This is a genomic window from Caballeronia insecticola (genome assembly GCF_000402035.1).
Lineage (GTDB): Bacteria > Pseudomonadota > Gammaproteobacteria > Burkholderiales > Burkholderiaceae > Caballeronia > Caballeronia insecticola.
The window spans coordinates 1688182-1701882 of the sequence record NC_021287.1 but is presented as its reverse complement, the minus strand read 5'-3'; the positions used below and the strand labels follow the sequence as shown (position 1 = coordinate 1701882).

Sequence of the window (13701 nt, the reverse complement as noted above, 5' to 3'; positions counted from 1 at the left end):
GCGAGCGCAGCGGACACGCCTGGCGGCACATAACGACAATACGGAACATCGACGTCGAAGTCAGAGGGATTACCCTGTCAGGAAATTCCTAACTGGCATTCGAAGCAGCGAAGAAGCAACGTATCAAGCACGACGAATGGACCTGTCGGGAACCCGTCGTGCCTTTCGCAGCCCGGGGAAAGCGAAAGCGATGCGCTCACACACACGGCTACGGAACGAGCGAGAAGGGGAGAAGCGAGATGGATGAAAACAAAGAGCGATCGCTGGTGGCGAAGGTAATGGACGGACTCGTCTCCGGGATCGTCGAGCAAAAATATGGCGCGATTCTGCCACCGCAGGACATCCTCTCGAAGGAGTTCGACGTGAGCCGCACCGTCATGCGCGAGGCGCTCTCGATGCTGCTCGCGCGCCATATGCTGGACGTGCGTCCGAAAACGGGCACGCGCATTCGTCCGATGAGCGACTGGCGTCTGATCGACGAAGACGTGGTGAGCTGGCGCTTTCGTGCGAAACCGGATCAGACCTTTCTGCGCGATGTAATCGAATTCCGCATGCTGATCGAGCCGCGCGCCGCCGCGCTCGCCGCCGCACGCGCGACGCCCGATGAAATCGCCGGCATCCGCGATGCCTTCGACGCGCTGTCGCGCCTGCAAGTCGGCGAGCCGGAATATCAGGCGGCCGACGAGGTGCTGCACACGCGCATCGTCGCCGCCAGCGGCAACCAGTTCTTCCGGCAGATGACCGCCATCGTGCGCGGCGCGCTCGTGACCGTGAATCCGATCGTCGACGGCATCGAGTCCGTCCGCGAGGCGACGCTCGCGGCGCAGAAGAGCGTCGTCGAGGCGATCGAGTCGAAGGATTCCGCCGCCGCCGAATCCGCGACGCGCGCGCTCGTCGATCTGGCCGCCGAAGAAGTGGGCCGCGCGTTTTCGCTCGAGCGCGTGAACGTGCAGCCGGCGGCGCCGAACGTGAACGAGTCCGCGGGCGTGTAAGGCGCGCATCGGCGTTCGGGTGGGGTCGCTTGCTGTCGGCATGGAGCCGGGACGTGTCCCGGCTTTTTGTCGTCTGCGCGATGCGATGAGGCACAATTCGTCGCTTCACGAACATCACGAACATCGCGCAGGGAGGCAGGATTGACGCAATCGAACCTAACCGGAGCCACGATCCGCTGGGGCATCGTCGGCGCGGGGCGCATCGCGAAGCGTTTCGCCGATAGTCTCGCGCACGTCGAAGGCGCGACGCTCGCGGCCGTCTGGTCGCGCCGCGAGGAACCGGCGCGTGCGCTGGCCGAAGCCTTCGGCGCACGCGCCTGCGCCGATTTCGACGCGCTGCTCGGCCAGGTCGACGCCGTCTATATCGCGACATTGCAGGACAGCCATCCGGAGTACGCGTTGCGCGCGTTCGCGGCGGGCAAACCCGTGCTGTGCGAAAAGCCCGCCGCCGTGAATGCGCGCGCGCTGCAGCAGATGATCGACGCGGCGCGCGCGGCCAAACTGCTGTTCATGGAGGCGATGAAGCCGCCGTTTTATCCGCTTTACCAGCGACTGCGCGCGCATTTGCAGGCCGATCCGATCGGCGAAATCGGGCTCGTGCGCGCGGGCTGCTCGATGGCGGGCGTGCCGCTCGATCATCCGTCGTTCTCGCTGCAGGCGGGCGGCGGCGCGCTGCTCGATATCGGCATCTACGAGGCATTTCTCGCGGTGGACTGGCTCGGCGAGGCGCTGGATGTGCAGACCGTCGGCCGCCTGGGCGAAACGGGCGTCGACGTGTTCGCGAGCCTGAACGTGCGCCACGAACGCGGCATCGCGCAATTGTTCTGCGGGCTCGATCTGCAAGGCCGCGGCGACGCGCTGCTCGGCGGCACGCGCGGCACGGTGACGATTCACGAAAGCTGGTGGAATCCGGCGCGCGCGACCATCGCCTACACGGACGGCCGCAAGGTCGAACTCGACGAGCCGTTTACGGGCGGCGGCCTCAACTACGAGACCGCGCATTTCTGCGGGCTGCTGCGTGCAGGCAAAATCGAAAGCCCGGTGATGACGCACGCGACGTCGATGCGCATGATCGCGATCATCGACGCCGCGCGGCGCGATCTGAAGCTGCGCTTTCCTTTCGAAACCGATTGAGAACCGATTGACGCAGACGCCGCGCGTGAAAGCGCCGGCGTCTAATGCCGTCCGGGCAACGCGAGACGGCGTTCGAAAATCCGCTGCACGAATTCGAGCACGCTGCACAGCACCCAGTAGACGAACGCCGCCGCGAGATAGAGCGGCAGCGGCTGATAGGTCGCCGCGATCACTTCCTGCGCGCTTCTGAGCAGCTCGGTCACGGTGATGACGGACACGAGCGACGTGTCCTTGATCAGGCTGATGAGACTGTTCGACAGGCTCGGCACCGCGATGCGCAGCGCCTGCGGCGCGATCACGTAACGCAGCGTCTGCGCGCGAGAAAGCCCGAGGCTGTAGGCGGCGAGCCATTGCCCGCTGTGCACGCCCAGAATCGCGCCGCGCATGCTCTCCGACAGATAGGCCGCGACGTTCGCCGACAGCGCGATCACGCCCGCGGGCGTCGGTTCGAGCGAAATGCCGATGCTCGGCAAGCCGTAATAGATGACGAAGATCTGCACGAGCAGCGGCGTGCCGCGCATCACGCTCACATAGACGCGCCCGATTCTGACGAGCGCGCGGCTCTGGCTGATGCCCATCAACGCGAGCACGACGGCCGCGATGAGGCCGAAGAACATCGAATAGAGCGCGAACTTGATCGTCAGCAGCGCGCCTTGCGCCAGTACCGGCGCCGATTGAACGAGCAGGGATGTCGTGGACATGAACGGAAAGCGATGAGGGTGCGGCGCGCGCAAAGCGCACATCATAAACCGGCATGGAAAAAACGAAGGGCGGCACCGTCACGCGATGCCGCCCTGACTGTCCCGATCAGCGCCCGATGAGCGCCGGGGACGCTTACTTTGCCGGTTTCGTCACGTCGATGCCGAACCACTTGTCCGAGATCTTCGTGAACGTGCCGTCGGCTTCGAGTTGCGTCATGGCGTCGTCGATCGCTTTGGCGAACTTCGGATTGCCCTTCTTGAACGGAATGCCCGACGGATTGCCCGCGCCGACGTTCGCGCCCGTGCGCAGCGGCAGTTGCGAATTCTTCAGCAGATACGCGAGCATCAGGCGGTCGTTCAACGCGGCGTCGAGCCGGCCGGCTGCGAGGTCACGCAGATATTCGGGCGCGCCCGGATACGTCTTCACGTCGATGCCCGGCACCGACTTCGCCATGTCCATGTAGTTCGTGCCGAGGCCGACGCCGAGCTTCTTGCCCTTCAGTTCGTCGAGCGTCTTGAACTCGCGCTTGTCGTCCGTACGCTGGATCAACTGCGCGTTCGAGTACGTGTAAGCCGGCGAAAAATCGAGCGTCTGCTTGCGCGCATCGGTGATGCCGACCTGATTCACGATCACGTCGAACTTGCCCGCCTGCAGGCCCGCGATGATGCCGCTCCATTCGGTCGTGACGAACTCCGGCTTCACGCCGAGCTTGGCGGCGACAGCCTTGGCGATATCGACGTCGTAGCCGACCAGCTCGCCCTGCGGATTCTTCGAGTTGAACGGCGGGAAGGTGCCTTCGAGACCGACGCGCAGCGTGCCGCGCTGCTTGACCTGATCGAGCAGGTCGTCGGCGTGAGCGACGCCTGCGACGGCGGTGAATGCCGCGCCGATCAGGCTGGCGGCGACGAGCTTCTTGAGCGTGGACAGTTTCATCGTGTGATTTTCCTCTTGATGGGCACAGCGTCTTTTTTTAGATGCGGCGATCATAGTGAAAAGGCAATCGTCGCGTAATATCGTTTGCTTATGTCTATATATCTCACGCGAGTGCTTCGACGCACTCTTTCACGAGCGCCGGGCCGCGATAGATGAGCCCGGTGTAAATCTGCACGAGCGAGGCGCCCGCTGCGAGCTTCGCGCGTGCGTCATCGCCCGAGAAAATCCCGCCCACGCCGATGATCGGCACGTCCGTTCCCACTTCCGCGCGCAGTTTGCGGATGACCTCGTTGGATGCGTCGAACACCGGACGGCCGGACAGGCCGCCCGCTTCCTCGCCGTGCGCCATGCCGGTCACGGCGGTGCGCGACAGCGTTGTGTTCGTGGCGATCACGCCGTCGATCTTGTGCGTGAGCAGCGTGCCCGCGATCGACTTGATCTGCTCGTCGTCGAGATCGGGCGCGATTTTAAGCGCGAGCGGCACGAGTTTGCCGTGCAGATCGGACAGGCGCTGCTGCTTGTCCTTGAGTGCGCCGAGCAGGGCATCGAGTTCGCCCGCGCCCTGCAATTGCCGCAGATTCTTCGTGTTGGGCGAGGAAATGTTGATCGTCACATAGCTCGCGAACGGATACACGCGCTCGAGGCAGTAGAGATAGTCTTCGGCTGCGCGCTCGATCGGCGTATCGGCGTTCTTGCCGATATTGAGGCCCAGCGCGCCGCGATAGCGCGCCGCCTGCACGTTGGCGACGAACTGATCCACGCCGCCGTTGTTGAAGCCCATCCGGTTGATGAGCGCGCCCGCCTCGGGCAGCCGGAAGATGCGCGGGCGCGGATTGCCCGGCTGCGCGCGCGGCGTCACCGTGCCGACTTCGATGAAGCCGAAGCCGAGCGCGGCGAGCCCGTCGATGCACGCGCCGTCCTTGTCGAGACCGGCCGCGAGTCCGACCGGATTGCGGAACGTGACGCCCATGACGGTGCGGGGAGAGTCGGGGCCGCGCGTGGCGAGCATGCCGGCGAGCCCGGTGCGGCCGGCGGCCCCGAGCATGCGCAGCGTCAGGTGATGAGCGTCTTCCGCGTCCATCTTGAAGAGATGCGAACGCGCGAGCGGATAAAGGGAGCTGAACACGAAATGTAAGCCGGCGGCGGCGAATTTTTTTAAGACCGCTATTTTAGCGGCTTTGGCCGACGGACCGGACGCGCCGCGTCGAGGCTTGCTTCTGCGCTTACTTCTACGCTTACTTCGGCTGGCCCGGCGTCTGAATGCGCCCCGGCATCGGCAGCGTGCCGGCGGACTGCGTGCTCGCGGGATCGAGCAGCGACCAGCGGCCGTCGATCAAGCCTTCCAGCGGCCGGAAATTCGCCTTGTAGGCCATCTTTTCGCTTTCGCGGATCCAGTAGCCCAGATAGACGTGCGGCAGGTCAAGACTCTTCGCCTGCTCGATCTGCCAGAGGATGTTGAAAGTGCCGTAGCTCGTCTTCGGCAGGTCCGGCTCGAAGAACGTGTACACGGAAGACAACCCGTCGCCGAGGATGTCGATCATGCTGATCATGCGCAGCACGCCCGGCACGTCGGGATGCGCCGGATCGGCAGGCTCGCGGAATTCGACGAGACGCGAGTTGATCCGGCTTTGCAACAGGAACTGCTCGTACTGGTCGCGGCTGTCGCGGTCCATGCCGCCGCCCGCGTGACGCGCCGACTGATAACGCATATACAGCGCGTAATGCTCTTCGTCGTAATGCAGCGGCGCGACGCTCGCGACGAGATTGCCATGCTGCTTCCACACGCGACGCTGCACGCGGTTCGAAACGAAGCGCGCGACCGGCACCCGGACCGGCACGCAGGCGCGGCAGCCGTCGCAATACGGGCGATACGTGAACACGCCCGAGCGCCGGAAGCCGGCCTTCACGAGTTCGGTGTAGACGTCGGAGTTGATGAGATGGCTGGGCGTCGCGACCTGCGAGCGCGCGACGCGCCCTTCCAGATAACTGCAAGGGTAAGGCGCTGTTGCATAGAATTGCAGCGCGGAAAGCGGTGACAGCGGCAGCTCGTTCGGATGTGTCACGTTGGCGGCTCTCGCAGGCGTCGTCTCGTCTTTGCCAGCCGGCGCGCGTGCGGCTCGATGCGCCCGGCGGCTGCGTGTCCTGTATCGCTAAAAAGCGTGGCGTTGATAAAGAGTCCGGCGCATTCAGTGCGCCAGTAAGTCCATCAGAACGGATTTGTCGAAACCCCAGCCGATCGCCGGCTCCGCAGCCGCTCGCCGTAGATGCGCGACGAAGGCGCGGCGGGCGATCTCGCGCCCGCCCAGCGACGCCAGATGCGACGTGTTCTGCTGGCAGTCTATCATCTCTATTTTGTTGCGGCGCAAGTGTCCGACGAGTGCCGCGAGCGCGATTTTCGACGCATCGGTTGCGTGCGCGAACATCGATTCGCCGAAGAACATGCGCCCGAACGACACGCCGTAGAGCCCGCCCACACGCACGCCGTCGCGCCACGTTTCGACGCTGTGCGCGTGGCCGGCGCGATGCAGTGAAGTGTAGGCGTCCACGATGTCCGTGGTGATCCACGTGCCGCGCTGGCCGTCGCGCGGTGTGTCGGCGCAGGCGCGCATCACCGCGGAGAAGTCGTGGTCGACGCGCACTTCCCAGGTCGACTCGCGCAACACGCGCCTGAGCGTCTTGCGCAGCGAATCCGACACCTTGAACTCGGCTGGATAGAGCACCATGCGCGGATCGGGGCTCCACCACAACACCGGCTGGCCGTCCGAATACCACGGGAAAATGCCGCGCCCATAAGCGTCGATGAGCCGCGACGGCAGCAGATCGGAGCTCGCGGCGAGCAGCCCCGGCGCGCCGCTCGACGCACCGAGCGCGCGCTCGACGGGCGGAAAGGGATCGTCGTCAGCGAGCCAGGGAACCATGTTCTCGGGAAGGCGGTGTTCTAAGTGGGTTCGCGCGGATCAGCCGTCGCGCAGCGTGCGGAAGATGTCGCCCGTATGCAGCGTGAAGTTGCCCGCGGCGCGATCGGCGAAGAAGAAGCGCAACGTCTGGCCGACCGTCGGGAACGCGATTTCATCCCACGGAATCTCGCTCTCCTCGAAAAGCTTCACTTCCAGGCTTTCTTCGCCGGGATCGACGTCGATGTCGAGCAGGCGCGCCAGATAGAACAAATGCACCTGATGCACGTGCGGCACGTTGAGCAGCGTGAAAAGACTCTGAATCTCAACGCGCGCGCCCGCTTCCTCGAGCGTTTCGCGCGAGGCGCCTTCGCTCGTGGTCTCGTCCATTTCCATGAAGCCGGCGGGCAGCGTCCAGTAGCCGTAGCGCGGCTCGATCGCGCGGCGGCACAGCAGCACCTTGTCGTCCCACACGGGCACGGTGCCCACGACGTTGCGCGGATTCTGATAGTGAATGGTGCCGCAATTGCCGCAAACGTAGCGCTCGCGGTTGTCGCCGGGCGGAATGCTCAGGCCGACCTCGTGGCCGCAGACGGAACAGAATTTCATGGAAATGAGCGAGGGAAGTGTGGTGCGAGTGTATCACCGCACTGCGGCGGCTTTGAGGCGCCCGGCGCGGCTTTGGGGTATCTGCCGCGCCGCATGAACGGCGTCCCGGGTGCCCAAGATATTGCGCGGCGCTTCTCGCTACAATAGTTGACCGTTTTCAAGATCGGGGCGCCCACGCGCCCGAAGCCCAATCCATGTCATCCAGCCCCGCCGCTTCCTTTCGTCCTCCGATGCTCGCCACCGCCGATGCGCTCGGCCGCCTGCTCGATGCCGCGCGCCGGGTGGACGGGCGCGAGCGCATCGGCACACTCGACGCGCTCAACCGCGTGCTCGCGGAAGACGTGATCTCGCCGCTCGACGTCCCGCCGATGCACACCAGTTCGATGGACGGCTACGCGGTCCGCGCCGCCGATCTCGCCGGTGCGAGCGAAACGGCGCCGGTCGCGCTCGCGGTCTCGCAGCGTATCCCGGCGGGCCACGCGGCTGCGCCGCTCGCGGCGGGCACGGCGGCGCGCATTTTCACCGGCGCGACGGTGCCACCCGGCGCGGATGCGGTCGTGATGCAGGAAATGACGCAGGCATCGGACGACGGCCGCGTTGCGTTCGCGCAGACGCCTGCGGCGGGTGAATGGATCACGCGTCAGGGCGCGGATATCCGGCAAGGTTCGGTGATTCTCCCGGCGGGCACGCGCCTGACGCCGCAGGCGCTCGGGCTGGCGGCGTCGGTCGGTTGTGCGCAGCTTGAAGTCGTGAGGCCGGTGCGCGTCGCGATCTTCTTCACCGGCGACGAACTGCGCATGCCGGGCGAGCCGCTCGAACCCGGCGCGATCTACAACTCGAACCGCTTTACGCTGCGCGCGCTGCTCGCGAAGCTCGGCTGCGAGGTGACGGATCTCGGCATCGTGCCCGACCGGCTCGACGCCACGCGCGAAACCTTGCGGCGCGCGGCGGGCGACCACGATCTCATCCTGACGTGCGGCGGCGTTTCCGTCGGCGAGGAAGATCACGTGAAACCCGCCGTGGAAGCAGAAGGGCACATTTCCATGTGGCAGATCGCGATGAAACCGGGCAAGCCGCTCGCCTTCGGCGCGGTGCGGCGCGGCGCCAAAGCCGGAGCCGGAGCCGGAGCCGGAGCCGGAGCCGGAGCCGGGGCCGGGGCCGGGGCCGAAGAAAACGTGGCGGGCGAGGCGTTTTTCATCGGCTTGCCGGGCAATCCGGTGTCGAGCTTCTGCACGTTTTTGCTGTTCGTGCGGCCGTTTTTGTTGCGGCTCGCGGGCGTCGAGCGGGTCGCGCCGCGCGTGTTTTCGATGCGCGCCGACTTCAGCCAGAAAAAAGGCGACCGTCGCAACGAATTCCTGCGCGCGCGCGTGAACGACGCGGGCGGGCTCGATCTCTTCGAGAATCAGAGCTCCGCCGTGCTGACATCGACCGTATGGGGCGACGGCCTCATCGACAATCCACCGAATCACGCGATCAGCGCAGGCGAAATCGTGCGTTTCATCCCGTTTTCAGAATTGACGCGGTAAGGACCAGCCGGACATGAAAGTCGAACTGAGGTTTTTTGCGAGCGTGCGCGAGGCGTTGGGCGTCGCGAACGAAACGGTCAGCGTGCCGGACACGGTGGTCAACGTAGGCGACGTGCGCGCCTGGCTGCGCATGCGCGGCGGCGCGTGGGCCGACACGCTCGCCGAGGGCCGCGCGCTGCGCATGGCTTGCAATCACGTGATGACGAACCCGTCGCAGCGTATTACCGAAGGCTGCGAGGTCGCGTTCTTTCCGCCGGTCACGGGCGGCTGAGGGGCGCTGAGGGATGACTCAAATGAGCGCGCAAACGAAGATCCGCGTACAGGAAGCCGATTTCGACATCAGTGCCGAAGTGGCCGCGTTGCGCGCCGACAATCCGAAAGTGGGCGCGGTCGCCTGCTTCGTCGGCACGGTGCGCGATTTGAACGAAGGCAGCGCCATCGAAACGATGGAGCTCGAGCACTATCCCGGCATGACCGAGAAGTCGCTGGAAGCGATCGCCGAGCAGGCGCGTGAACGCTGGCGCGGCTCTGACGTGCTGATCGTGCATCGCGTGGGGAAGCTGAAGCCGCTCGACCAGATCGTGCTCGTCGCGACGACGGCGATGCATCGCGCCGAAGCGTTCGAGTCCTGCGCGTTCGTGATGGACTATCTGAAGACGCAGGCGCCGTTCTGGAAGAAGGAAAAGACCGAAGCGGGCGAACGCTGGGTCGATGCGCGCGAAGCCGACGACGCGGCGCTCTCGCGCTGGTCGAAGACTTGATTTCCTTTACTGCTCGTCCTTCGGCTTGCCGACGAACTTCGCCGGAAACGGCTCGGCGGCCGGACGCTCGGGAAAGCGCGGCTCGGGCGCGTCGCCGGTCCGGCGGCGTTTGAGTGCCGCGAGCAATTCCTGCTGTTCGGCGGGAATCTGATACTCCCAGCCGAATTTGCTGAGCTGCAAACTCTGCGCGATACGCAACGCGGGTTCCATGAACTGCACGGCGGCGGCCGGTTCGTAACGCGCTTCGACCGTGTTGAGGAAGAGCGACAGCCAGCGCGCGAAGTGCTGCGGCTCGATATCGTCGATCGGCCGGTGCGCTTCCTGCACGTTCCCGCGATATTGCTTCGTGCCGAGCACGAGACTCGACCAGAACGACGTCATCGTGGCGAGATGGGCGTCCCAGCGGCCTTCGAGCGCGTGCGAAAAGATCGGGCCGAGAAGCGGATCGTCGTCGACACGGCGATAGAACGCCTCGACGAGCGCGCGCACGTTCGCTTCACTGGGCTCGCGTTCCCGCGCGGTCGTCGCGGGCGGATGGTCTGAGTTCATAGCGGAAGGATAATACTGACTAAACGCAGCGATATCCCGCAAAATGGCGGATACTCGCGCCGGCATGCCGGGTTGCGTGCGATGTTATCGCCTGCGCGCCCGGATGACGGCCAATTCCCTTGCTGCTGCGCGGACTTGTCGCGACGGGACGCGAGCCGCCGCCGCTCGGAGCCACGCACCATCGCGCTCTTTGCGTCTCTTTGCGTCTCTTTGCGCTTCTTTTGTCCACGAAGAAGGCGCCCACACTTTTCGCACGACATCATGCGATTGACCGATTACACCGATTACTCCCTGCGGATCCTGCTGTATCTGTCGGTGCGGCCGTCCGGCCTCTCGACGATCCAGGACATCTCGGATGCCTACGGCATCTCGAAGAATCACCTGATGAAGATCGTGCAGCAACTGGGCGAACTCGGCTGGGTCGATACCGTGCGCGGCCGTAACGGCGGCTTGCGGCTGGCCGAGCGTTCGCGCTCGCTGACCATTGGCGATATCGTGCGCAAAACGGAGAACGACTTCGCGCTCGTCGGTTGCTTCGGGGATCGGGGCGAGGGGCAGCAAAACTGTGTGATCCAGCCGCAGTGCCGCCTGCGAGGCGTGCTGGCGGCGGCGCGCGACGCATTCCTCGCCGAACTCGACAAGCATACCGTCGAAGAACTCGGCCATCCGGCGAACGAACTCGCGCAGCTGTTGGGCATTCCGGTCGCTGCCCCCGCGCCGGCGTCGACGGGCGCGTTCGTGTCGAGCCGTGCATCGTGATGAACGAAAGCTGAACGCCCACCGCGGCGTCGAGATTTCCGCTCACGGCCTCAAAATCGTCGAAAAGCAGAAAAACGCGCTGAACAAGCAAAACAATGCTTGAAAGTGGCGAAAAGCGCCTCATTTTGAACGTATTCCGAATTGGAGCTCTCGCAAAAAATGAGAATCGACAAACTCACCACCAAATTCCAGGAAGCGCTCTCCGACGCGCAAAGCCTGGCAGTCGGTCACGACAACCAGTACATCGAGCCGATCCACCTGCTTGCCGCGCTTCTCGCGCAGCCGGACGGCTCGGCGCGCTCGCTGCTATCGCATGCGGGCGTGCAGGTTCAGGCGCTGCAAACGGCGCTCAACGACGCAATCAACCGCTTGCCGCAAGTGCAGGGCACGGACGGCAATGTTCAGGTCAGCCGCGATCTCGCCGGCCTGCTCAACACCGCCGACCGCGAAGCGCAAAAGCTCAACGATACGTATATCGCGAGCGAAATGTTCCTGATCGCCGTCGCGGACGACCGCGGCGACGCGGGCCGCATCGCCAAGCAGCACGGCCTCACGCGCAAGTCGCTCGAAGCGGCGATCAACGCCGTGCGCGGCGGCGCGCAGGTCGACAGCCAGGACGCCGAAAGCCAGCGTGAGGCGCTCAAGAAATACACCGTCGATCTGACCGAGCGCGCCCGCGCGGGCAAGCTCGATCCCGTGATCGGCCGCGACGACGAAATTCGCCGCTCCATCCAGATTCTTCAGCGCCGCACCAAGAACAATCCGGTGCTGATCGGCGAGCCGGGCGTCGGCAAGACGGCGATCGTCGAAGGGCTTGCGCAGCGTATCGTCAACGGCGAAGTGCCGGAAACGCTCAAGGGCAAGCGCGTGCTGTCGCTCGACATGGCGGCGCTGCTCGCGGGCGCGAAGTATCGCGGCGAGTTCGAGGAGCGCCTGAAGGCCGTGCTCAACGACATCGCGAAGGATGAAGGGCAAACCATCGTCTTTATCGACGAAATTCATACGATGGTCGGCGCGGGCAAGGCCGAAGGCGCCATGGACGCGGGCAACATGCTGAAGCCGGCGCTCTCGCGCGGCGAGTTGCACTGCATCGGCGCGACCACGTTGGATGAATACCGCAAGTACATCGAGAAGGACGCGGCGCTCGAACGGCGCTTCCAGAAAGTGCTCGTGGATGAGCCGTCGGTGGAAGCGACCATCGCGATCCTGCGCGGCTTGCAGGAGAAGTACGAACTGCACCATGGCGTCGAGATTACCGATCCGGCGATCGTCGCGGCGGCGGAACTGTCGCATCGCTATATCACGGACCGTTTTCTGCCGGACAAGGCCATCGATCTGATCGATGAAGCGGCGTCGCGCATCAAGATGGAAATCGATTCGAAGCCCGAAGAGATGGACAAGCTGGATCGCCGTCTCATTCAACTGAAGATCGAGCGCGAAGCCGTGAAGAAGGAAAAGGACGAAGCGTCGCAGAAGCGTCTGCAATTGATCGAGGAAGAGATCGAGCGGCTGAACCGCGAATATTCGGACCTCGAAGAAATCTGGACCGCCGAGAAGGCCGCGGTGCAGGGCAGCGCGCAACTGAAGGAAGAAATCGAGAAAGTGCGCGCGGACATTACGCGGCTGCAGCGCGAAGGCAAGCTCGAGAAGGTCGCCGAGTTGCAGTACGGCAAGCTGCCGGAACTTGAAGCGCGTCTCAAGCAAGTGACGCAGGCCGAGTCGCAGGAACAGAACAACCCGACGCGTCCGCGTCTCTTGCGCACGCAGGTCGGCGCGGAGGAAATCGCGGAAGTCGTGTCGCGTTCGACGGGCATCCCCGTGTCGCGCATGATGCAGGGCGAGCGCGAAAAGCTGTTGCAGATCGAAGCGAAGTTGCATGAGCGCGTGATCGGTCAGGACGAGGCGATCGGCGCCGTGGCGGACGCGATTCGACGTTCGCGCGCGGGTCTGTCGGATCCGAACCGGCCGTATGGCTCGTTCCTGTTCCTGGGACCGACGGGCGTCGGCAAGACGGAACTGTGCAAGGCGCTCGCCGCGTTCCTGTTCGATTCGGAAGATCATCTCATCCGCATCGACATGAGCGAGTTCATGGAGAAGCACAGCGTCGCGCGGCTGATCGGCGCGCCGCCGGGATATGTCGGCTACGAGGAAGGCGGTTATCTGACCGAGGCCGTGCGCCGCAAGCCGTACAGCGTGATCCTGCTCGACGAAATCGAGAAGGCGCATCCGGACGTGTTCAACGTGCTGCTGCAAGTGCTCGACGATGGCCGCATGACCGATGGCCAGGGTCGCACTGTGGACTTCAAGAACACGGTGATCGTGATGACGTCGAACCTCGGTTCGCAGGTTATCCAGAGCATGGTCGGCGAGCCGCAGGAGAATGTGAAGGACGCCGTCTGGGAAGAAGTGAAACTGCATTTCCGGCCGGAATTCCTGAATCGTATCGACGATGTCGTCGTGTTCCATGCGCTCGACCGCTCGAATATCGAATCGATCGCGAAGATTCAACTGCAGCGTCTGCAGGAACGTCTGGCGAAGCTCGATATGCAGCTCATCGTGTCGGATACGGCACTGGAGCAGATCGGCAAGGTCGGCTACGACCCGGTGTTCGGCGCGCGGCCGCTGAAGCGCGCGATTCAGCAGGAGATCGAGAACCCGGTCGCCAAGCTGATTCTCGCCGGACGTTTCGGACCGAAGGATGTCATTCCGGTCGATGTGCGGGAAGGGAAGTTGGTGTTCGATCGCGTGGTGCATTAAGCGTGTGCACTCAGCGTGTGCACTAAGCGCGTGCACTGAAGCGCGATCCAGCCGCTTCCGGCGAAGCGGCCGTTTCAAACGACGC

General features: G+C 64.4%; 14 protein-coding genes. 7 read left to right on the top strand and 7 right to left on the bottom strand.

The annotated features are described in order from the left end of the window. The first annotated feature begins 239 nt into the window (after positions 1–239). Both BRPE64_RS07815 and BRPE64_RS07810 read left to right on the top strand, forming a co-directional pair. Complete coding sequence (locus tag BRPE64_RS07815) at positions 240–992, top strand: FadR/GntR family transcriptional regulator (RefSeq protein WP_016345539.1); 753 nt, start codon at positions 240–242, stop codon at positions 990–992. 141 nt (positions 993–1133) lie between these two features. Continuing rightward, positions 1134–2126, top strand: a complete 993-nt coding sequence (locus BRPE64_RS07810; RefSeq protein WP_016345538.1) for a Gfo/Idh/MocA family protein — start codon at positions 1134–1136, stop codon at positions 2124–2126. A gap of 41 nt (positions 2127–2167) precedes the next feature. Here the strand turns inward: BRPE64_RS07810 and BRPE64_RS07805 are convergent, their stop codons facing one another. The 6 genes from BRPE64_RS07805 to BRPE64_RS07780 all read right to left on the bottom strand — a co-directional run bounded on the left by BRPE64_RS07805 (position 2168) and on the right by BRPE64_RS07780 (position 7264). Continuing rightward, on the bottom strand, positions 2168–2827 hold the full coding sequence (locus tag BRPE64_RS07805) for an amino acid ABC transporter permease (protein ID WP_044042065.1): 660 nt from the start codon (positions 2825–2827) through the stop codon (positions 2168–2170). A gap of 133 nt (positions 2828–2960) precedes the next feature. Further along, complete coding sequence (locus BRPE64_RS07800; protein ID WP_044041379.1) at positions 2961–3761, bottom strand: cystine ABC transporter substrate-binding protein; 801 nt, start codon at positions 3759–3761, stop codon at positions 2961–2963. A gap of 103 nt (positions 3762–3864) precedes the next feature. Beyond that, positions 3865–4887: a quinone-dependent dihydroorotate dehydrogenase gene (locus tag BRPE64_RS07795; protein WP_016345535.1), complete on the bottom strand. Its 1023-nt coding sequence runs from the start codon at positions 4885–4887 to the stop codon at positions 3865–3867. A gap of 109 nt (positions 4888–4996) precedes the next feature. Continuing rightward, entirely contained in the window at positions 4997–5824 is an 828-nt protein-coding gene (locus BRPE64_RS07790) for an arginyltransferase (protein WP_016345534.1), read from the bottom strand. 123 nt (positions 5825–5947) lie between these two features. Then, complete coding sequence (gene aat, locus BRPE64_RS07785; protein WP_016345533.1) at positions 5948–6679, bottom strand: leucyl/phenylalanyl-tRNA--protein transferase; 732 nt, start codon at positions 6677–6679, stop codon at positions 5948–5950. A 39-nt stretch (positions 6680–6718) separates the two neighbouring features. Further along, the gene (locus tag BRPE64_RS07780; protein ID WP_016345532.1) at positions 6719–7264 is read right to left on the bottom strand and encodes an NUDIX hydrolase; all 546 of its coding nucleotides are present in this window, start codon (positions 7262–7264) and stop codon (positions 6719–6721) included. A gap of 230 nt (positions 7265–7494) precedes the next feature. Between BRPE64_RS07780 and BRPE64_RS07775 the strand changes: the two genes are divergently transcribed. The 3 genes from BRPE64_RS07775 to moaE are packed head-to-tail and all read left to right on the top strand — an operon-like array spanning position 7495 to position 9551. Continuing rightward, the gene (locus BRPE64_RS07775) at positions 7495–8790 is read left to right on the top strand and encodes a molybdopterin molybdotransferase MoeA (protein WP_016345531.1); all 1296 of its coding nucleotides are present in this window, start codon (positions 7495–7497) and stop codon (positions 8788–8790) included. 13 nt (positions 8791–8803) lie between these two features. Further along, positions 8804–9061: a molybdopterin converting factor subunit 1 gene (gene moaD, locus BRPE64_RS07770; RefSeq protein ID WP_016345530.1), complete on the top strand. Its 258-nt coding sequence runs from the start codon at positions 8804–8806 to the stop codon at positions 9059–9061. A 22-nt stretch (positions 9062–9083) separates the two neighbouring features. Continuing rightward, positions 9084–9551 (top strand): molybdopterin synthase catalytic subunit MoaE, encoded by a 468-nt coding sequence (gene moaE / locus BRPE64_RS07765; protein WP_044041378.1) that lies wholly within the window; start codon positions 9084–9086, stop codon positions 9549–9551. Between the two features lie 6 nt (positions 9552–9557). On the opposite strand, the gene BRPE64_RS07760 is transcribed toward moaE, so the two are convergent. Then, on the bottom strand, positions 9558–10100 hold the full coding sequence (locus BRPE64_RS07760) for a group III truncated hemoglobin (RefSeq protein ID WP_016345528.1): 543 nt from the start codon (positions 10098–10100) through the stop codon (positions 9558–9560). A 261-nt stretch (positions 10101–10361) separates the two neighbouring features. On the opposite strand from BRPE64_RS07760, the gene BRPE64_RS07755 reads away from it, so the two are divergent. Together BRPE64_RS07755 and clpB are read left to right on the top strand one after the other, a co-directional pair. Beyond that, positions 10362–10859: an Rrf2 family transcriptional regulator gene (locus tag BRPE64_RS07755; RefSeq protein WP_016345527.1), complete on the top strand. Its 498-nt coding sequence runs from the start codon at positions 10362–10364 to the stop codon at positions 10857–10859. Positions 10860–11018: 159 nt separating this feature from the next. Next, positions 11019–13616, top strand: coding sequence for an ATP-dependent chaperone ClpB (gene clpB, locus BRPE64_RS07750; RefSeq protein ID WP_044041377.1), 2598 nt, complete (start codon positions 11019–11021; stop codon positions 13614–13616). The last annotated feature ends 85 nt before the right edge of the window (positions 13617–13701 follow it).